This window comes from Streptomyces sp. NPDC001222 (genome assembly GCF_042896945.1).
GTDB classification, from domain to species: Bacteria; Actinomycetota; Actinomycetes; order Streptomycetales; family Streptomycetaceae; genus Streptomyces; species Streptomyces gibsoniae.
Genome location: NZ_JBIAXT010000013.1, coordinates 149610 through 168885, shown reverse-complemented (window position 1 = coordinate 168885; position 19276 = coordinate 149610). Strand labels below are relative to the sequence as shown.

At 71.0% G+C, this 19276-nt stretch carries 22 protein-coding genes; 14 read left to right on the top strand and 8 right to left on the bottom strand.

Features of this window, described 5'->3' with window-relative positions; genetic code table 11:
• Positions 1–218: 218 nt before the first annotated feature.
• Complete coding sequence (locus ACFY2Z_RS19965; protein WP_390745435.1) at positions 219–869, top strand: cysteine hydrolase; 651 nt, start codon at positions 219–221, stop codon at positions 867–869.
• Positions 870–879: 10 nt separating this feature from the next.
• Here ACFY2Z_RS19965 and ACFY2Z_RS19960 read toward each other — a convergent pair whose 3' ends face one another.
• On the bottom strand, positions 880–1386 hold the full coding sequence (locus ACFY2Z_RS19960) for a Rieske (2Fe-2S) protein (protein ID WP_390745434.1): 507 nt from the start codon (positions 1384–1386) through the stop codon (positions 880–882).
• 350 nt (positions 1387–1736) lie between these two features.
• Here ACFY2Z_RS19960 and ACFY2Z_RS19955 point away from each other — a divergent pair, with 350 nt between their 5' ends.
• The 8 genes from ACFY2Z_RS19955 to ACFY2Z_RS19920 all read left to right on the top strand — a co-directional run bounded on the left by ACFY2Z_RS19955 (position 1737) and on the right by ACFY2Z_RS19920 (position 8321).
• Complete coding sequence (locus ACFY2Z_RS19955) at positions 1737–1880, top strand: hypothetical protein (RefSeq protein WP_390745433.1); 144 nt, start codon at positions 1737–1739, stop codon at positions 1878–1880.
• Positions 1881–2181: 301 nt separating this feature from the next.
• Positions 2182–2946, top strand: coding sequence for a HipA family kinase (locus tag ACFY2Z_RS19950; RefSeq protein ID WP_390745432.1), 765 nt, complete (start codon positions 2182–2184; stop codon positions 2944–2946).
• On the top strand, positions 2943–3356 hold the full coding sequence (locus ACFY2Z_RS19945) for a DUF3037 domain-containing protein (RefSeq protein WP_390745431.1): 414 nt from the start codon (positions 2943–2945) through the stop codon (positions 3354–3356). The genes ACFY2Z_RS19950 and ACFY2Z_RS19945 overlap by 4 nt, the downstream gene beginning before the upstream one ends.
• Positions 3357–3517: 161 nt before the next feature.
• Positions 3518–4279, top strand: a complete 762-nt coding sequence (gene fabG, locus ACFY2Z_RS19940; RefSeq protein ID WP_390745430.1) for a 3-oxoacyl-ACP reductase FabG — start codon at positions 3518–3520, stop codon at positions 4277–4279.
• Positions 4280–4298: 19 nt separating this feature from the next.
• Positions 4299–5057 (top strand): SDR family oxidoreductase, encoded by a 759-nt coding sequence (locus tag ACFY2Z_RS19935; protein ID WP_311699640.1) that lies wholly within the window; start codon positions 4299–4301, stop codon positions 5055–5057.
• Positions 5058–5245: 188 nt separating this feature from the next.
• Entirely contained in the window at positions 5246–6832 is a 1587-nt protein-coding gene (locus ACFY2Z_RS19930) for an ABC transporter substrate-binding protein (protein ID WP_390745429.1), read from the top strand.
• Positions 6833–6923: 91 nt separating this feature from the next.
• A complete protein-coding gene (gene ung, locus ACFY2Z_RS19925) occupies positions 6924–7607 on the top strand; it encodes a uracil-DNA glycosylase (RefSeq protein ID WP_390745428.1) in 684 nt (227 codons plus the stop codon).
• A gap of 159 nt (positions 7608–7766) precedes the next feature.
• On the top strand, positions 7767–8321 hold the full coding sequence (locus ACFY2Z_RS19920; RefSeq protein ID WP_390745427.1) for a hypothetical protein: 555 nt from the start codon (positions 7767–7769) through the stop codon (positions 8319–8321).
• A gap of 58 nt (positions 8322–8379) precedes the next feature.
• Here ACFY2Z_RS19920 and ACFY2Z_RS19915 read toward each other — a convergent pair whose 3' ends face one another.
• A complete protein-coding gene (locus ACFY2Z_RS19915; RefSeq protein WP_390745426.1) occupies positions 8380–8835 on the bottom strand; it encodes a hypothetical protein in 456 nt (151 codons plus the stop codon).
• A 70-nt stretch (positions 8836–8905) separates the two neighbouring features.
• Complete coding sequence (locus ACFY2Z_RS19910) at positions 8906–9418, bottom strand: DinB family protein (RefSeq protein WP_390745425.1); 513 nt, start codon at positions 9416–9418, stop codon at positions 8906–8908.
• 132 nt (positions 9419–9550) lie between these two features.
• On the opposite strand from ACFY2Z_RS19910, the gene ACFY2Z_RS19905 reads away from it, so the two are divergent.
• Positions 9551–10462: a Gfo/Idh/MocA family protein gene (locus tag ACFY2Z_RS19905; RefSeq protein ID WP_390745424.1), complete on the top strand. Its 912-nt coding sequence runs from the start codon at positions 9551–9553 to the stop codon at positions 10460–10462.
• Here the strand turns inward: ACFY2Z_RS19905 and lnt are convergent.
• The 4 genes from lnt to ACFY2Z_RS19885 form a co-directional block, all read right to left on the bottom strand.
• Positions 10380–11978: an apolipoprotein N-acyltransferase gene (gene lnt / locus ACFY2Z_RS19900; RefSeq protein ID WP_390745423.1), complete on the bottom strand. Its 1599-nt coding sequence runs from the start codon at positions 11976–11978 to the stop codon at positions 10380–10382. The genes ACFY2Z_RS19905 and lnt overlap by 83 nt on opposite strands.
• A gap of 66 nt (positions 11979–12044) precedes the next feature.
• Entirely contained in the window at positions 12045–12554 is a 510-nt protein-coding gene (locus ACFY2Z_RS19895) for a nuclear transport factor 2 family protein (RefSeq protein ID WP_390745422.1), read from the bottom strand.
• Positions 12555–12656: 102 nt separating this feature from the next.
• Positions 12657–13286 (bottom strand): hypothetical protein, encoded by a 630-nt coding sequence (locus tag ACFY2Z_RS19890; RefSeq protein ID WP_390745421.1) that lies wholly within the window; start codon positions 13284–13286, stop codon positions 12657–12659.
• A 456-nt stretch (positions 13287–13742) separates the two neighbouring features.
• Positions 13743–13922: a hypothetical protein gene (locus ACFY2Z_RS19885; protein ID WP_355918381.1), complete on the bottom strand. Its 180-nt coding sequence runs from the start codon at positions 13920–13922 to the stop codon at positions 13743–13745.
• A 233-nt stretch (positions 13923–14155) separates the two neighbouring features.
• Here ACFY2Z_RS19885 and ACFY2Z_RS19880 point away from each other — a divergent pair, with 233 nt between their 5' ends.
• Entirely contained in the window at positions 14156–14953 is a 798-nt protein-coding gene (locus tag ACFY2Z_RS19880) for an SAM-dependent methyltransferase (RefSeq protein ID WP_390745420.1), read from the top strand.
• A 93-nt stretch (positions 14954–15046) separates the two neighbouring features.
• On the opposite strand, the gene ACFY2Z_RS19875 is transcribed toward ACFY2Z_RS19880, so the two are convergent.
• On the bottom strand, positions 15047–15922 hold the full coding sequence (locus tag ACFY2Z_RS19875) for an undecaprenyl-diphosphate phosphatase (protein WP_390745419.1): 876 nt from the start codon (positions 15920–15922) through the stop codon (positions 15047–15049).
• 331 nt (positions 15923–16253) lie between these two features.
• On the opposite strand from ACFY2Z_RS19875, the gene ACFY2Z_RS19870 reads away from it, so the two are divergent.
• Genes ACFY2Z_RS19870 through ACFY2Z_RS19860 form a run of 3 tightly spaced genes read left to right on the top strand, consistent with a single transcriptional unit; the run spans position 16254 to position 19245 of the window.
• On the top strand, positions 16254–17603 hold the full coding sequence (locus ACFY2Z_RS19870) for a Gfo/Idh/MocA family protein (protein WP_390745418.1): 1350 nt from the start codon (positions 16254–16256) through the stop codon (positions 17601–17603).
• A complete protein-coding gene (locus tag ACFY2Z_RS19865) occupies positions 17600–18529 on the top strand; it encodes a PmoA family protein (RefSeq protein ID WP_390745417.1) in 930 nt (309 codons plus the stop codon). The genes ACFY2Z_RS19870 and ACFY2Z_RS19865 overlap by 4 nt, the downstream gene beginning before the upstream one ends.
• Positions 18481–19245: a cupin domain-containing protein gene (locus ACFY2Z_RS19860; protein WP_390745416.1), complete on the top strand. Its 765-nt coding sequence runs from the start codon at positions 18481–18483 to the stop codon at positions 19243–19245. Before ACFY2Z_RS19865 ends, ACFY2Z_RS19860 begins: the two co-directional genes overlap by 49 nt.
• Positions 19246–19276: the final 31 nt, after the last annotated feature.

Genomic DNA, 19276 nt, shown 5'->3' with positions numbered 1-19276 from the left:
CTGACATCACGTCAGAAAAGAATGGAGCGTTCTGCGCCCGCCCGCAACGGTCGTCCTGCGCCGTCCGCTGTTGTGGTACGTCTGGCCGTGTCCGTCGTGTGTCCTCCTTCGCCCGTCGTACGCCCGCGCTTCTCCGTCGTACGTCTGCCCGTTCGCCTTCCACCCGCCCCCGGCAGTCGCTACGCTCGCCCGTCCGGCCATCGACGACAAGGGGAGCCGTGCCGTCGTACGAACAGCTCAGCGAACTCCTCGAGCCGCGCACCACGGTGCTGATGACCGTCGAGTGCCAGCAGGGTGTCGTGGGACCGGACAGCGCGCTGCCCGAACTCGCCCGGCAGGCTCGCTCCTCGGGCGCGCTCGCCAACGTGGCCCGGCTGGTCGCGGCCGCGCACCAGGGTGGGGTCCAGGTGATCCACGCGATCGCCGAACGCCGTCCCGACGGCCGGGGCGCCAACCGCAACGCGCGCCTCTTCCACGCGGCCGAGCGGCTTCCGGTGCAGCAGCTGTCGGGCTCCACGGCGGTCCGCGTCGCCGCACCCATCGAGGTGACGGAGGAGGACTTCGTCGTACGCCGACTGCACGGCCTGTCGCCCCTCGCGGGCACCGAGGTCGACGCGCTGCTGCGCAACCTGGGCTGTCGCACCCTGATCGTCACCGGAGTCTCCGCCAACGTGGCGATCCCCAACACCGTCTTCGACGCCGTCAACCACGGCTACACCGCGGTCGTGCCCGCGGACGCCATCGCGGGAGTGCCCCCCGACTACACTCCCGCGATGATCCGCAACACCCTCGCATTGGTCGCCACGGTCGCGACCACGGACGAGGTACTGGCCTGTCTTGCGCCACGGCACCGGGCCCCACGGCCCTGAGCGGGTGCGTTCAGGCGAGCGTGATCTCGTCCCCGGACACCGAGATCTTCGCGGCGGGCAGCGGCTGGGTCGCCGGACCCTTCTTGACACTGCCGTCGGTCGCGGAGAACTGGCTGTTGTGACAGGGGCAGGTGATCACGCCGTCGGCGATGTCCTTCACAGCGCAGCCCTGGTGGGTGCACTTGGACGAGAACGCCTTGAACGTGCCCGCGGACGGCTGGGTGACCACCACACCCTGGTCGGCGAAGACCTTGCCGCCGCCCTCAGGGATGTCGGAGGTCTTGGCCAGCACCTTGCCGCCGGAGCCGCTCACGGCGCCACCGCCGCCCGTGCTGCCGCCGCCCGCCGTGCTGGTGCTGCCGGCCGTGCTGTCGTTCTGTGAGCCGGTGGAGCTGGAGGAGTTGTCGTTGGAGCCTCCGCACGCGGTCAGCGCGACGGCGAGTCCCGTCGCGCCGACCGCCGCAACGACCGTGCGGCGGGCCGGTGCCGAGACGGGCTGGAGCGATTCGCTGGTCATGCTGACGTTCCCTTCCACGGATTTTCCCTTGTTCGTCGGGTGGTACGGCCTGCGGTCAGTCGCTGTTCAGATGGTGCCGAGATCTTGACCGCTCCGAGATCAGGCGGGCGTAAGACACGGCTGTCGTTCCGCTGTCAGAGGGACGCGACGTGCGAGAGACCGCCTCACCCAGGGCGCTGTGCGGCGGGCCCGGTCGGTGGGGTGGGTCGGCGTTCGGAGCGGGGCCCCAGGCCCCCGATCAGTGGGCGCCGGGTTCCTCGTAGGGGATGCGGTTCACGTGCAGGACCGCGCCCAGAGTGCCCCACTCGTCGCGCCGAGCTTGGTGAGCGGCCGAGGGCTACCTCAGCATCGTGGTCTCGGCGTACGGCCGGCACGCGATGGTGCACCGGACGCTGCTCCAGACCGGGGTGACGGCCCGGGCGGACTTCGTCCTGCACGGCAGGCCGCACAGGCGCCACGCCAGGCCGGAGCACGCGGCCGGCACGTTGTCGTGACCATGTGCCCGCCGCAGTGGCCGTAGCGGATGTCGGCTCCGGTCTCCGGGCGCGGCGCCGACGCGGAGCGGCCGCGGCCCAGCCACGTCAGAACCCGGCCGGCCCCACCGGGTCCCTGGGCAGCCGGGAGCGCGTCGCCCCCTCTACAGCGCGCGCCGGGAGCACATGGCCGGACCTCGTCGGCTGTCACGCTCGGTTACTATGCTCACTTCATGCCGGAGGCCGGACGTAAGGGGCGTGCTTGTGTCCCTTGGGAGTTGACCGTGGAACGTAAGACGAACGAGCTGCAGGGCCCCGGAAGATGCTGAGGGGGGTCACCGCGACTCGCTACATCACGCCCCTGCGTGAGGGCGGCTCGCTGCCGGGGCTCGTCGAGGGCGACGACCGCGGGATCTACGTCATGAAGTTCAGCGGCGCGGGCCAGGGCCGTAAGACCCTGGTCGCCGAGGTCGTCTGCGGCGAACTCGCCCGCCGGCTGGGCTTCCGGGTGCCCCCGCTGGTGACGGTCGATCTCGATCCCGTCCTGGGGCTCGGCGAACCCGACCAGGAAGTGCAGGAACTCCTCAAGGCGAGCGGCGGGCTCAATCTCGGGATGGACTTCCTCAGCGGTGCGATCGGCTACGACCCGCTCGCGTTCGAGATCGGTCCCGAGGAGGCCGGGCGGATCGTCTGGTTCGACGCGCTGGTGGGCAACGTCGACCGCTCCTGGCGCAACCCCAACCTGCTGATGTGGAACGGCGACCTGTGGCTCATCGACCACGGCGCCACCATGATCTGGCACCACAACTGGCCCGGCGCCGAGACCTCCGCCGCGCGGCCCTACGACGCCTCCGACCACGCCCTGCTCCCCTTCGCACCCGATGTCGCGGGCGCGGCCGCCGCACTCGCGCCTCTGGTCACCGAGGAACTGCTGGCCGAGGTGACCGCCGAGATCCCGGACGCGTGGCTGACCGGCGAGCCCGGCTTCGACACCCCGGACGCGCTGCGCCGCGCGTACGCACGGCCGCTGATCGCCCGCGCCCCCGTCGTCCACGAACGCATCAACGGAATCGAGGAGGCGCGGTGACCGAGCGCCACATCGTCAGCAGCCGGGTGAGCGACCGGGAGGTCTTCGAGTACGCCCTGCTCCGGGTCGTACCGCGGGTCGAGCGCGGGGAGTGCATCAACGCGGGCGTGCTCGTCTACTGCCGCGCCAAGGCCTACGTCGGCGCCCGCACCCACCTCGACGAGGCCCGCTTGCGGGCCCTCGACCCCGAGGCGAACGTGGCGGGCGTGCGGGCCGCGCTGAGCGCCGTCGAGAACGTGTGCGCGGGGGGCGCGTCGGCCGGGCAGGCGGCGCGCGACGACGCCGGACGGCGCTTCCGCTGGCTGATCGCGCCCCGCTCGACGGTCGTCCAGCCCGGACCGGTGCACACCGGACTGACCACCGACCCGGCGGCCGAGACCGAGCGGTTGCTCGACCTCCTGGTGAGGTAATGGATCACACGCACCCGGTGTGCCGTTGACACCGGGTGCCAGGGCTTCTAGCGTCACGTCTACTGAAGGTACTAAGCGGTCGCTCACCCATCGGGCGCACCGCGGGAGCCGCAGACGTTCCGAAGGTGTTTAGGGCTTTCCAAGGGCGAGGAGAACCAGCAATGTCCACCACTGAGCAGCGGGTCGCCGTCGTGACCGGCGGTGCGCGCGGCGTCGGCGCGGCCACCGCCGTACGGCTGGCCGCCGAGGGCCGTGCGGTCGCGGTGATCGACCTCGACGAGGCCGCGTGCAAGGACACCGTCGAGAAGATCACCGCCGCGGGCGGCAAGGCCGTCGCCGTCGGCTGCGACGTCTCGGACGAGGCACAGGTCGAGGCGGCGGTGGCCCGCATCGCCGAGGAGCTGGGCGCGCCGACGATCCTCGTCAACAACGCGGGTGTGCTCCGCGACAACCTGCTGTTCAAGATGAGCGTCTCGGACTGGGACACCGTCATGAACGTGCACCTGCGCGGCGCCTTCCTGATGTCGCGGGCCTGCCAGAAGCACATGGTCGACGCGAACTTCGGCCGGATCGTGAACCTCTCCTCGTCCTCCGCGCTCGGCAACCGCGGCCAGGTGAACTACTCCGCCGCCAAGGCCGGTCTGCAGGGCTTCACCAAGACCCTGGCCAAGGAACTGGGCAAGTTCGGCATCACCGCCAACGCCGTCGCCCCCGGCTTCATCGCCACCGAGATGACCAAGGCCACCGCCGACCGGGTCGGCATGGGCTTCGACGACTTCAAGGCCGTGGCCGCCACCCAGATCCCCGTGCAGCGCGTCGGCGAGCCCGAGGACATCGCCAACGCGATCGCCTTCTTCACGGGCGAGGCGGCCGGATTCGTCTCCGGCCAGGTGCTGTACGTGGCCGGCGGGCCGCTCGACTAGGTCCGAGGAGAACACGAACATGACGGAACTGCCCGAACTCTCCGGCAAGGTCGCCCTCGTCACGGGTGCCAGCCGCGGCATCGGCTACGGCGTCGCCGAGGCGCTGGTCGCCCGCGGCGACCGGGTCTGCATCACCGGCCGCAACGAGGACGCCCTCAAGGAGGCCGTCGAGAAGCTCGGCGCCGACCGCGTCATCGGTGTCGCCGGCAAGGCCCACGACGAAAGCCACCAGGCCGCCGCAGTGGACCGCACCATGGAAGCCTTCGGCCGGGTCGACTTCCTGGTCAACAACGCCGGGACGAACCCGGTCTTCGGCCCGATCGCCGACCTCGACCTCAACGTGGCGCGCAAGGTGTTCGAGACCAATGTCGTCTCGGCGCTCGGCTTCGCCCAGCGGACCTGGCACGCCTGGCAGAAGGAGAACGGCGGCGCGATCGTCAACATCGCCTCGGTGGCCGGTCTGTCCGCCTCGCCGTTCATAGGCGCCTACGGCATCAGCAAGGCCGCCATGATCAACCTGACCATGCAGCTCGCGCACGAGTACGCGCCTCTGGTGCGGGTCAACGCCATCGCCCCGGCCGTGGTGAAGACGAAGTTCGCGCAGGCCCTGTACGAGGGCCGGGAGGAGGAGGCCGCCGCGGCCTATCCGCTCCGCCGGCTCGGCGTGCCCTCGGACATCGGTGGCACCGCCGCGTTCCTGACGTCGGACCAGTCCGACTGGATCACCGGTCAGACGCTCGTCGTCGACGGCGGCATGTTCCTGAACGCCGGAGTCTGATGAGGTGAGCCGTCGACACGGGCGCCCGTGGACAGAAAGGGCGCCCGTGTCGACGTATACGAGACACTCAGACGGATGACAACGTCGTCATATACGCGCTGATCACAAGCACTTCGCGAACTCGGTCCGGGCGGCCGGAGGCTGCGGTAGGGTCTGCCGCCAACCCGTGGAACGGCTGATCGAGGAGTGTGCGCGTGTTCAACCCGAACCGTTGTCTGCGTCCGCTGGCGGCGATCGCGTCCATATCCCTGGTGGCCGGCTGCGGCGCGCTCTCCTCGGGTTCCTCCGACGACAAGGCGCCGATCGTCGTCGGCACCACCAGCGCCCCCAGCACACTCGACCCCGCCGCGTCCTGGGACGGCTCCTGGGAGCTGTTCCGCAACATCTACCAGACCCTGCTGAGCTATCCGACCGGTGCGTCGGTGCCCCAGCCCGACGCCGCGGACTTCTGCGCCTTCACCGACGCGACGAACCGCGTCTACCACTGTGTGCTGCACAAGGGCATGACGTTCTCCGACGGAAGAGCGCTGGACGCGCGTGCCGTGAAGTACTCCATCGACCGGATCCGCACGATCAACGTGGCGGGCGGCCCCGCGGGCCTGCTGGGCAGCCTCGACAACATCACCACGCGCGGCGACCGGGAGATCGTCTTCCACCTCAACAAGCCCGACGCCACGTTCCCCTTCGTGCTGGCCACCCCCGCCATGTCGATCGTCGACCCCGACGCCTACCCGGCCGGCTCGCTGCGCAAGGACGGCAAGGTCCTCGGCTCCGGCCCCTACAGCCTCAAGGCGTACCGGGAGGGCAAGCAGGCCGAGCTCGTCCGCAACACCCGCTACAAGGGGTACGCCGAGCTCCACAACGACGCGGTCACCATCCGCTACTTCCAGGACTCGGGCGCGATGGTCTCCGCGCTGCGCGAGAAGCAGATCGACGTCACCTACCGGGGGCTCGCCGCCCCCGACATCGTCGCCCTGCAGAACCAGGCCTCCAAGGAGTCGCTCCAGCTGATCGAGGGCGCGGGCACCGAGATCAGCTACCTCGTGTTCAACCCCAAGGACCCCTGGGTGGGCAGACTCGCCGTGCGCCGCGCCGTCGCCCAGATCGTCGACCGCCCGGCGATCGCCCACAAGGTGTACAAGGACACCGTCGACCCGCTGTACTCGATGGTCCCCAAGGGGCTCACCGGGCACACCGCGGGTTTCTTCGACGACTACGGGGACCCCAGTGTCCCCAAGGCGCGCAAGATCCTTTCGGACGCGCACATCACCGGCAAGGTCCCGCTCACCCTCTGGTACACCACCGACCGCTACGGCTCCGAGACCGGCCCGGAGTTCCAGGAGCTCAAGAGCCAGCTCGAAGGCTCGGGTCTGTTCACCGTCACCCTCAAGAGCCGTCCCTGGAAGACCTACGAGGAGGGCTACCGCAAGGGCGAGTACCCGGGGTTCGGGCGCGGCTGGTTCCCCGACTTCCCCGACGCCGAGAACTTCATCGCTCCCTTCGTGGGCGAGCAGAACGCGCTGGGTACGCCCTACCCGGCGCCGAAGATCACCGGAGTGCTGCTGCCCGAGTCCCGGCGCGAGAGCGACCGTGCGAAGGTGGTCGAGGAGTTCCAGCAGGCGCAGCAGATCCTCGTCGACGACGCCCGGCTGCTGCCGCTGTGGCAGGGCAAGCAGTTCGTCGCGGCCAACGAGGACATCTCCGGCGGGGAGCAGGCCCTGGACCCGTCGACGATCATGCTGATGTGGGAGCTGTCCCGCAAAACCAGCTGGTAGACCGGGCCCCGGGCGGGGTTCGGGCGCGGGTTGTCAGTGGTCGCCTGTAGGTTCTTGACCTGGAAGTGACCGCACATCGGAGGAAGTTGACGTGACCGACATCGCCATGCTGCCGGAGTCCTGGCGGGGCGTTCTGGGCGACGAGTTGCAGCAGCCCTACTTCAAGGAGCTGACGGAGTTCGTCGAGGAGGAGCGCGCCAAGGGTCCCGTCTATCCTCCGCGCGAGGAGGTCTTCGCCGCGCTCGACGCCACGCCGTACGACAAGGTGAAGGTGCTCGTCCTCGGTCAGGACCCGTACCACGGCGAGGGCCAGGGACACGGCCTCTGCTTCTCCGTGCGTCCCGGGGTGAAGACCCCGCCCTCGCTGCGGAACATCTACAAGGAGATGCACCAGGAGCTGGACACCCCGATCCCGGACAACGGCTATCTGATGCCGTGGGCCGAGCAGGGCGTGCTGCTGCTGAACGCGGTGCTCACAGTGCGTGCCGGTGAGGCGAACTCGCACAAGGGCCGAGGCTGGGAGAAGTTCACGGACGCGGTGATCCGCGCGGTGGCCGGCCGACCCGATCCGGCCGTCTTCGTGCTGTGGGGCAACTACGCGCAGAAGAAGCTCCCCCTCATCGACGAGACCCGGCATGTCGTCGTCAAGGGCGCGCACCCCTCGCCGCTGTCGGCGAAGAAGTTCTTCGGATCGCGCCCCTTCACGCAGATCAACGAGGCGGTGGCCCGGCAGGGACATGAGCCGATCGACTGGACGATCCCCAACCTGAAGTGAGGGGCGCGGGGCGGGCCGGAACCCGGTCCGGACCTGCCCGGCCACCGGTCGTCCCGGGTCGTCACCGGCTTGGCCCAGCGTCCTGCGGAGCCGCCTGAGCGTGATTGTCGGCGGGGGCGGCTAGCGTCGTGGTGACGGGCGACGAGCGTGGAGGACGCGGTGGCGGAGCGACAGGGGCAGGCGGCGCGGGACGCCGTGATGGGCCGGATCGGTCAGGTCGTCATGCTGCACCACGGCGGCGACCGCGAGGAGGCCCGGGACCGCTTCCTGGGCCTGTGGGCCGAGATCGGCGAGGACGGCGACCCGCTGCACCGCTGCACGGTGGCGCACTACATGGCGGACACCCAGGACGACCCGACGGACGAGCTGGCCTGGGACCTCAGAGCGCTGTCGGCCGCCGAGGAACTCAGTCACGAGCGCCTCGCCGGAGACGACGGGGTGCTCGCCGTCCGCGCGTTCTTCCCCTCCCTGCATCTGAACCTGGCCGCGGACTATGTGAAGCTGGGCCGCTGCGAGGCCGCTCGCTCCCATCTGAGCCGGGCGCGCGGCACGGCCGACGCGCTCGGCGACGACGGCTACGGCGACGGCATCAGAACGGCGATCGCCCGCCTGGAGCGGCGGCTCGCGGAGACCGGGATGAACAGCCCACCCGAGCCGGGCCCCCCGGAAGGCCCGGGCGGAGAGACCCTGGGGCCTCCGCGACGCCGGTCGTGAACGCGGGTCATCAGCGACCCGCGGCGGCGAGCCGACGGTGGTGCGGTGCCGCGCCCGCTCACCGGCCGTAGGTGCTTTGGCAGATGTCCGCCTCCGGGCTGCCCGGTCGCCACCCTCCATAGCTGCGCCCGAGCGCGCACACGTCCGCGTTCCCTGGGAACGGAGCGGGAGCCGCCGGTGGTGCCTCCGTGCGATGGCCGGGACGCCTCGGGTGCGGGGACGTGGACCGCTGGTGCGGGGCGTCCGTCCGCGCGGTGGTGGGGGCCGTGCCGGCCGTGCGTCCCGTGTCGGCGCCGGCCGACGGAGAGCGGGAGGCCCCGACCCGCGCCAGCGCCTCCCGCGCCGGGGCCTGCACGACGTGGCGTGCCGCGCTGCCCTCCGCTCGCGGCGCCGAGGACTGCGAGGGTGCCCGGGGCGGGAGCGGAGCGGACGGCCGCTGGACGGTCACACAGCCGGAGAGGGCCGAGACGGCCACGGTGACCAGGAGCGTCGCACTCGTCGTCGTTCGCTGCACCCGAGCAACTCTGCTGGTTTCGGCGGGCTTTGGGGCGCCGACGGGCGGAGGATGCCCCGCACGGGTGACCTCACTCCCCGGTGGCCCCGTCGATCCGTTCGCGGATCAGATCGGCGTGCCCGTTGTGACGGGCGTACTCCTCGATCATATGGGTGTATATCCAGCGCAGGTTGAAGGGCTCGTCGGTGAACCGGCTCCGGCCCTGGGAGAGGTCGTCCAGACCGAGTGCGGCGGCGTGACGCCGGGCGACCTCGATCTCCCCCTGCCAGGTGGCGTACGCCGCCTCCCAGGTGTCCTCCTCGGTGAGGTGGAACTCCCCGTCCTCGTCCTCGTCGCTGAAGTAGATGGGCCCGGGGTCGTCACCGACGAGCACCTTGCGGAACCAGCCGCGTTCCACCTCCGCCATGTGCCGCACGAGCCCCATCAAGGACAGCTCGGACGGTTCGACCGCGGCGGTCCTGAGCTGGGCGTCGGTGAGACCCTCGCACTTCCACGCGAGCGTGTGGCGGTGATAGTCGAGCCAGCCTTCGAGCATGGCTCGTTCGTCGGCGTTCGTGGCGGGTGAGGGGCGCTGGGCAGTCATGTCGACATCCTGGCCCACCCCCACCCGCCCCCGCCACGCATTTCTGCGGGGCACCCGGCCGCCGGTGTCCCTGCGGCACCGCGGTCGTATGCTTCCGACGAGGTAACCGTAGGCAACCCCAGGAGACGCCCCGTGAAGGTCGGCTGCATCGGACTCGGTGACATCGCGCAGAAGGCGTACCTGCCGGTGCTCGGGCTGCAGCCGGGTGTCGAACTGCATCTTCAGACCCGGACCCCCGCGACCCTGCACCGCGTCGCCGACAGCCTTCATCTGCCCGAGGGGCGACGGCACACCGGTCTGGACGCGCTTCTCGACCAGGACCTCGACGCCGCGTTCGTCCACGCGCCCACCGAGGCCCACCCCGAGATCGTCGCCCGGCTGCTGGAGGCGGGTGTCCCGACGTACGTCGACAAGCCCCTCGCCTATGAACTCGCCGAGTCAGAACGGCTGGTGCGGCTCGCGGAGGAGCGCAACGTCAGCCTGGCGGTGGGCTTCAACCGGCGCCACGCACCCGGGTACGTACAGTGCGCCGACCATCCGCGCGAGCTGATCCTGATGCAGAAGAACCGCGTCGGGCTGCCCGAGGAGCCCCGCACCATGATCCTCGACGATTTCATCCATGTCGTGGACACGCTGCGGTTCCTGGTCCCGGGGCCGGTCGACGACGTGACGGTACGGGCCCGTGTCGAGGGCGGCCTGCTGCACCATGTGGTGCTCCAGCTGGCCGGTGAGGGGTTCACCGCGCTCGGTGTGATGAACCGGCTCAGCGGTTCGGCCGAGGAGATCCTGGAGGTCTCCGGGCAGGACACCAAGCGGCAGGTGCTCAACCTGGCCGAGATCATCGACCACAAGGGCCAGCCGACGCTGCGGCGGCGCGGGGACTGGGTGCCGGTCGCCCGGCAACGCGGTGTCGAGCAGGCCACGCTCGCCTTCCTCGACGCCGTCCGCGCCGGCAAGGTGCTCAGCGCCCGTGACGCACTGGCGACCCATGAGCTGTGCGAGCGGGTGGTAGCTGCGGTGCAGGAGCGTTCCGGCGCGCTCTGAGCGCCCGGACGCCCTCCGTCGCGCCCAGCGCGGCGATCACCAGCAGGGCACCGTGCACCGGCCAGTCGCCGTAGCGATCGTAGGGCGTCATGCCGTGGGCGAGCGGGACGTCGTAGACCATGGACGCGCTCCGGCCGGTGCCGAGCCAGGACCCGACGCGCTCACCGCTCGGCCCGTAGACGGCGGAGACGCCGGTCAGGGTGGCGTGGACCATCGGGCGCCCCGTCTCCGCGGCGCGCAGCGCGGCCAGTGAGGCGTGCTGCTCCGGCGCCCAGCTGTGCTGGAACGTCGACGTCGAGGACTGCGCGAGCAGCAGCCCGGCCCCGTCCTCCGCGAGATGGCGGCTCATGTCGGGGAACGCGGACTCGAAGCAGACCATGGGGCCCACGCGCAGCCCATGACCGACGTTCATGATCACCTGTTCGGTGCCCCGCCTGCGGTCCTCCTGCGCCGCCCTGCCCACGGAGGTGGCCCAGCCGAGCACGGAACGTGCCGGTATGTACTCGCCGAACGGGACCAGCCGCATCTTGTCGTAGCGGTCGCCCGTCGGACCCTGCGGGCCGATGAGCACGGAGCTCTTGTAGATACCGGGACGGTCGGAGCGTCGGGCGTCGACGTTGACGAGGACGTCGGCCTTCACCAGCCGGGACAACGCCGCGACCCGGTCCGCGAGGTCGGGCCGCTGCGAGAGATCGAAACCGACGCTGCTCTCGCCCCACACGACCAGGTCCACGTCCTGCCCGGCGAGACCACGGGTCAGCTGCTCCTCGCGCTCGAACCGTCTGGTGCCGCTGTCCGCGCCGTCTATGACGCCCGGCTGGACGACGGCGACGCGTACCCGCCCGTCGATGTCCGGACGCGGCGACCAGCCCCATGCCGCCGATGCCGCCGCGGCCGTCGCGACGAGCCCGGCCACGGCCGGAACACGTGACGCCCGCACCGCCACGAGCATCGCGACGGCGATGTTGACGCCGACCACCAGGAAGCTCAGCAGCCAGACCCCGCCGACCGACGCCAGCCGCAGCGCGGGTTCCACCTGCCACTGGCTCGAACCGAGCAGCCCCCAAGGGCCGCCGAGCCCCTGCCAGGAGCGGACCAGCTCGACCAGCAGCCAGCCGGACGGCAGGACGAGCAGGGCTGCGCCGAACCGCCGTGCTGAGGGCAGCCCGCTCAGGAACCGCCGCACCAGCACGCCCCAGGGCGCCCACAGCGCCCCGAGCAGGGCCGCGATGGCGAAGGTGAAGACGTTCAGGCTCGGTATCAGCCAGTGGTGCACGGCGGTCATGAACCCGAAGCCGCCGAGCCAGCCGTCGAACGCGGCCCGCCGCGCGGTCGGCGCGGACCGCACGAGCAGGATCCACGGGACCAGGGCCACGTACGCGAACCACCACCAGGACGGCGCGGGGAAGGCGAACACCGGCAGCGCACCCGCGAGCACGGCGGCGATCCCGCGCCACCAGCGGGATGCGAGCCAGTCGTCGGGCATCCTTGTGCGGCGCATTCCTCCCCGGTGCATGCCTCCAGTGTGCGCGCCGGGGAAGATCTACGACAGAGGGCGTGAGGCGCGGGGCCAGGGGCCCGCTCAGGCGACCGGGTCCTGGCGGGGCTGCCCGGCGAGGCTGCGCCATTTCTCCCGGACGACGACCTGGCGCAGCCGCCATCCGTCCTCGGTCCGCAGGAACGAGAACGCGTACCGGCCGCCGCACACGAAATCCGGCGCGGAGGGGCCGTCGTCGGTGCCCGTTCCGGCGAGCGGCTCCGTCGTGGCGAGGCGCATCGGGTTGACGTAGTCGGCCCGGACCCGGGCGGTGTCGCCGATGTCGTGCGCCAGGGAGTCGAAGCGCAGATGCCGGTTCACCACGAGGTGCTGGCGCACGGGGAACAGCCGCATGGTCCGCTCCAGCCAGTCGGCGACCTGACCGGCGCCCCCCTCGATGCCGCCGGCCGAGCGGTAGTCGGCCCGTCCGTCCGGGGTGAACAGCTCTCGGTACGCCTCCCAGTCCCCGTCGTCCACGGCCGCCGCGTACTCGGTGACGAGTTCGTCGACGGCCAGGCGGTCCATCACGGTCGCGAGCTCCACGCGCTGGGTCATCGGCTCAGTGTTGGGGACGCGGCAGGCGCAGCCAAGAGGCGTGCGCGGGGTTTCGGGCAGCCGCCCAGTCGCGGACGGCCTTGGTGAGGCCGGGGCGCCGGGTCACCACATGTCTTCGCGGCGGACCACCCGGAAACTGCCCGCGACGTTGTCCTGGGCGAACATGGCGGCGCGGAGGAACTCGTCCTCGTGGGAGTAGTCGCCCCCCTCGGAGGTACTGGGCACGACGCCGAAGGTGCTGCCGTGGGGGCCGACGGTGGCGACCGGGGAGCCGTTGTCGCAGGTGAAACCGCGGTAGACCTCGACGAACTTGTCGCTGTCGTTGTCGATGCTGAAGCTGTTGGAGCCCAACCCGCTCGCCGCGGTGACACAGCCCTCCACGGCGGCGGAGTACGTCCGTTCGTTGAAGTGGATCCAACCCGGTCCGCGGTCACGCCGGTCGTCGTCGTGGTCGCGGCCCCGGTTCGAGTCGCCCTCGTCCCTCCTGCCCTGGGAATCGCCGCCGCCGTTCGCGGTCGCGGCGGCGGGTGCGGCCGGAGCGGGATGCCGGGGGTGCGCGGCTTTCGCGGCCGGCCGGGCTGCGTGCGCGGCGTGCTTGGCGTGCGTGGCCGCGTGCTTGGCGTGCGGGGCGGCTTCGGTGGAATCGACGGCCGAGGCGTAGGTGAGGCCGACGGTGGCGAGGACCCCGGTGACCACCACGGTCGCGGTCACGGCGAAGGTACGTGTGGGCATGTCACTTCTCTCTGTCGCAGTGGCGCCGGCCGGGCAGCCGATCCTGCGATGAACGTACTGACAGCCCCTCATAACTGTCATATCGGACATGTGGTGCGTGTGATCTTCCAGGGCCGAACGGGCGCATCACCGGCGTGGCGAGTCGACGCACCGTCACGGCGGACGCGCGCGTCGTGGCAGTCGACCCGGCTGTGTGGGGGCAATCGCGGAGCGGGCTGCCGGAGGCGGTTCATGCCCGCAGGGGTGTGGCCGGGAGCGGGACCCGGCGGCCGCGCGGACCCGGGCTCGAATGCCCGGCCGTACCCCGTGTACTCCACGTCTCAAGGGGTCCCCGAGCGGGTGGCCGCGGCGGACGGACGGTCGACGGACGTCCGCTGCGCACCACCCGATCAAGTGCCAGCGGTTCCCGTGCAGTTGACGCTGCGGCCGCCGAACGGCCTCCGCCCAGCGGTGCCTTCAGGCCGCCTCGATGACCTCGCCACGGATCGCCGCGGCCCACTCCACCACCAACAGCTCGTACTCCGCACGCTCCTGTGCCGACAGGGAGCCACCCGCGCGCAGCCACAGCGCACGGATCTGCTCGTTCAAGTCGTCAGCGGACCGCACGGAACCAAGGCTCTGGGAATCGGGGGACATGCGGTCAAGCCTAGGGGCAAGCCGTGACAGCGCGCCACCGCACGACTGCGCACACGGTATGTGGTTGGTCACGGTCGATTCCGTGGACCGGATGTGGAGGATCGGCGTGGGGCGGTGCATCGCCCGTGGCCGCGTTCGGGCACAACTACGGCTCTGGTCACCGGAGTTGTTGTGGGAAGCTGTGGTAAGTCGTGCGCGGGCGGAGCCGCGGCGGCCGGCGAGAGGAGTGCAGCGTGAAACAGGGCGGCTTCCGCGCCGAGGAGATCGACACCAGCAGGCCGCACCCTGCTCGGATCTATGACTATCTGCTGGGCGGCAAGGACAACTACGAGGTGGACCAACGAGCCGGCGACGAACTCGCCGCCGCCGCGCCCGAGGTGCGGATCGGCCTGCAGGCCAACCGTGCCTTTCTGCGGCGCGCCGTACGTCATGTCGTAGGCACCGGTGTCCGTCAGCTCCTCGACGTCGGCGCCGGGCTGCCGACCTCGCCGAACGTGCACGAGATCGCCCACGAGGTGGCCCCGGACGTACGTGTCGCGTACGTCGACAACGACCCGATCGTGAAGACGCATGGCGACGCGCTGCTCAGCCGTTCCGGCGCGACCAGCATCGTGCTCGCCGATCTGCGCGTCCCCGGGGCGATCGTGGACCACCCCGACGTCCGCCGGGTCATCGACTTCGACGCGCCGGTCGCCCTGCTTCTTGTCGCCGTCCTCCACTTCCTCACCGACGCGGAGAACCCCGGGCAGGTCGTCGCCACCCTGCGCGACGCGCTGCCGGCCGGCAGCTTCCTCGTGCTCTCGCACGCCACGGACGACTTCGCCGATCGCAGCGAGGCCCAGGCCGTCTACCACAAGGCCACGGCCTCCCTGAACCTCAGGTCCCACGCCGAGGTCGAGCGCTTCTTCGACGGCTTCGAGCTGGTCGAACCCGGCCTGGCCCAGGTCCCGTTCTGGCGCCCGGACACCACTCCGCCGACCGGGTCCGATGAGATCGGCCTCTACGGCGGCGTGGCGCGAAAGTCCGGCTGAACGGCCCTCGACGAGGCGGGCCAGGCGGCGGGCCTTGCCGTCGGCACCACAGCATCGCCGACGTCGGCCCTCCGTCGGCGCCGGGCCGTCTCGTCAGCCCGCGGACTCGGCCGCGTGAGGGCTCAGGGCACCGGCTCCGACCAGGGCGATGATGACCACCCCGAGCGCGATCCGGTACCAGACGAACGGCATGAAGCTCTTGCTGGAGATGAACTTCATGAACCAGGCGATGACGGCGTACCCGGACACGAACGCGATCACCGTCGCGAACAGCGTCGGCCCCCAGCTCACATGCCCCGCCTCCGCGGCGTCCTTGACCTCGAACGCCCCTGACGCCAGAACCGCCGGAATGGCGAGAAGGAAGGAGTAGCGCGCCGCGGCCTCGCGCCGGTAGCCGAGGAACAGACCGCCGCTGATCGTGGCGCCGGACCGGGAGACGCCGGGGATCAGGGCCATCGCCTGGCAGACGCCGAAGACCAGACCGTCCTTGACGTTCAGATCGGCCAGCGCCTTGCGCTGCTTCGGCACCCGGTGCCGGCCGCCGGCCTCGTCGCGCGCCGCGAGCCGGTCCGCGACGCCGAGGATGACACCCATCACGATCAGCATGGTCGCCGTGACCCGCAGATCGCGGAAGGGGCCCTCGATCTGGTCCTTCAGGGTCACCCCGAGCACGCCGATGGGTATGGAGCCGACGATCACCAGCCAGCCCGTCCGTGCGTCGTGGTTCTGTCGCATCCGCTTGTCGAAGAGCGAACGGAACCAGGCGGAGAGGATGTTCGCGATGTCCTTGCGGAAGTAGATCAGCACCGCGGACTCCGTACCGATCTGGGTGATCGCGGTGAAGGCCGCTCCGGGGTCCGTCCAGCCCGCGAAGGCCGCGGTCAGCCGCAGATGGGCACTGGAGGAGACGGGGAGGAATTCGGTCAGCCCCTGGACGAGTCCGAGGATGAGGGATTCAAGCCAAGACATGGAGTGATCGGGTCCAAGTGCTGATCGTGGAAGCGGCGACGGGCACACCGAGCCGCGGCATGCCGTGCGGCGGCACGGTGATCAAGTGCTGGATGGCAGCGTAACGTTCCGGGATGACGATCCCATCACCGGGGCTTTACCAACGCTTGAGGTGGCCGGGTGACGGTGCCCCGGCCCACGGAACGGTTCTGCCGGGGGTGTTGACCGGTCCTTCGAACGGCCCGTACGTTGCAGCGGGGGGAAAGCGCTTGCTGCCTCCTGAAGGTCTCCCGGATTCATCACGCGTTGGCCGACGTCTGACGTCACGTCCGATGGAGCGCTGATCACGTTGATGCCCACAGCCCGGAACGCGTCCACCGCCCACGATCCCGAGAACACCGACCCCGGCCCGACCGTCCCGACCCCGCGCACCGACGATCCCGACCTCGCCCCGCGCACCGACCGTCCGGCCGCGCCCTTCGCCGGCCGGCGTATCAGGGCCGCTCTCGTCGGCACGGGCGGCATCGCGCGCGGCTCCCATCTGCCCGCGCTCGCCCGGCTCGCCGGGGAGGGCGAGACCGAGGTCGTCGCCGCCGTCGACATCGACGCCGACTCGGTCGAACGGCTCTGCGCCGAGAGCGGCATTCCGCACCCGTACACCGATCTCGACCGGATGCTGGAGGAACAGCGGCCCGACCTGGTGAGCGTCTGCACCCCACCCGTCCTGCACCGCGAGCACACCGTCGCCGCGCTGCGGGCCGGCGCCTGGGTCTGGTGCGAGAAGCCGCCGGTGCCGACGCTCGCCGACTTCGACGCCGTGGAGGCGGCGGAGGACCCGGACGGTGGCCCGTTCGCGGCGATCGTCTTCCAGCACCGATTCGGCTCGGGCCCACGCCACGTAGGACGGCTGCTCGCCGAAGGGGCCCTGGGCCGCCCGCTGGTGGCCCACTGCCAGACCACCTGGTACCGCGACGCCGCCTACTACGCGGTGCCCTGGCGGGGCCGTTGGGGGACCGAGGGCGGCGGCCCAGCCATGGGTCACGGCATCCATCAGATGGACCTCCTGCTCGATCTGCTCGGACCGTGGAGCGAGGTGCGCGCCATGGCCGGGCGGCTGGTGCACGACGTGGAGACCGAGGACGTCTCGACGGCGCTCGTACGGTTCCGCGACGGCGCGCTCGCCACAGTCGTCAACAGCGTGCTCAGCCCCGACGAGGTCAGCCGCATCCGCATCGACTGCGAGCGCGCCACCGTGGAACTGACGCATCTGTACGGCCACAGCAACGGCAACTGGCGCATCACCCCGGCCCCGGAGGTGCCCGAGGAGGAGGCCGCGGCCTGGCGGGACTTCGGGGCGGACGTGCCGAGTTCGCATCTGGAGCAGTTGCGCGAGCTGGTCGCCGCCATGCGCGCCGGGGTCCGGCCCCGCAGCAGCGGCGCGGACGGGCGCACCAGCCTGGAGCTGATCACCGCGCTGTACAAGTCGGCGTTCACCGACACGACGGTCCGCGCGGGCGAGATCCGTCCCGGCGACCCCTACTACACGGCCCTGCACGGAGGCGCCGTCGGCTGGGCCCCCGAAACGAGCAGAGCGACCGAGGCGACTCGGACGACCGGGACGACCGGGAGCGACAACGAAACCGAGGTGACCGCCGGGACCGAGGTGTCCGCGGCGGTGCCCGGGGAGGAGGCGTCCGCATGACCGCGACCCTGCGTGTCGTGCACGCGCACGACGACCGCATCACCGTCACCGAACCGGCCGCCGGCGTCGAGCTGTTCGCCTACGTCTACGCTCCCGAGTCGGCCTGGGAGGCACCCAAGCCGTATCTGCACCCCGTGCGGACACTGGCCGGAGACGTGGTCACCGACTACCGGCCCAACGACCACCGCTGGCACAAGGGCCTGCAGCTGACCGCCTCGCATCTGTCCGGCCAGAACCTGTGGGGCGGCAACACATATGTGCACGGTGAGGGGTATGTCGCCCTGCCGGAGCGCGTCGGTTCGATGGCGCATGTCGCCTTCGACGAGATCGACGCGGACGGGGACCGCGCGGTCATCGCCGAGCGGCTCACCTGGCATCCGTACACCGGGGAGCGGTGGGCCGACGAGGAGCGCCGGATCGAGGTGCACGACGTCGAACCCGCGTGCCGGTTTTGGGCGTTGACCTGGACCTCCGCGATCACCAACCGCCGTGACGCGCCGCTGCTCTTCGGCAGTCCGACCACCGCCGGGCGGGAGATGGCCGGGTACACGGGGCTGTTCTGGCGCGGGCCGCGCGCCTTCCGGGACGGACGGGTGATCGGGCCCGACTCCGAGGGGCCGGGGCTGATGGGCGGGCAGGCCCCATGGCTCGCCTACTCGGGCGAGCACGACGGCACCGAGGGACACGCCACGCTCGTCTTCGCCCACGCCCCGGAGAACGACCACCTGGGGGAGCGCGGCACTCACCCCGCCCACTGGTTCGTACGCAACGACCCCTTCGCGGCCGTCGCCCCGTCCTGGGCGTTCCACGAGGAACTGGAGCTGGCTCCGGGCGACACACTGCGCCGCCGCTACCGGGTCGTGGTGGCGGACGGCGCATGGGGACGCGAGGAGGTCGCCAAGTACCTTCAGGAGCACCCGTGGTGAGCGCCGGCGCGTTCACGGGACTGCCGGGCGCCGTCGCCGTCTCGCAGCTGTGCGTCTACGACTGGCCGGCGGCCGACGGTGTGCGCGGTGGCACTCCCCATCTGCATCTGACCTGCTCGGAGGCGTATGTCGTCACCGGTGGGCGAGGAGCCGTGCAGACGCTGACGACATCCGGGTACGAGGTCACGCCCCTCGCACCCGGAACGGTCGCCTGGTTCACGCCCGGGACCATCCACCGGCTGGTCAACGAGGACGATCTGCGTATCACCGTCCTCATGCAGAACGGCGGGCTGCCGGAGGCGGGCGATGCCGTGCTCACCCTGCCTCCGGAGTACCTGACGGACCCCGAGACCTATGCCGCCGCGACCGTCGTCCCGGCCGACGTGCCCGAGGCGGAGCAGGAGCGGATCGCCCGTACCCGCCGCGATCTGGCCCTGGAGGGCTACCGGGCGCTGCGCGACGCGGACGGCCCCGAGCCGCTGGCCGCCTTCCACCGGGCCGCCGCGGCGCTCGTACGGCCGCGCCTGGCCGCATGGCGTGACCGGTGGCGGCGCGCTGCCCGGGCCGCCACCGAGGCGACGGGGGAGCAGCTGGACCGGCTGGAGCGGGGCGATGCGTCCCACCTCGCCGACGCGGTCGTACGGGCCGAACAGCCCTCGGCGTACGGGAAGTTCGGGATGTGCGGGCGGCTGGACGTGTACCGGGGCGAGTCGTAGGCAGGGCTTAGAGCTCCGGACAAAATGGGCG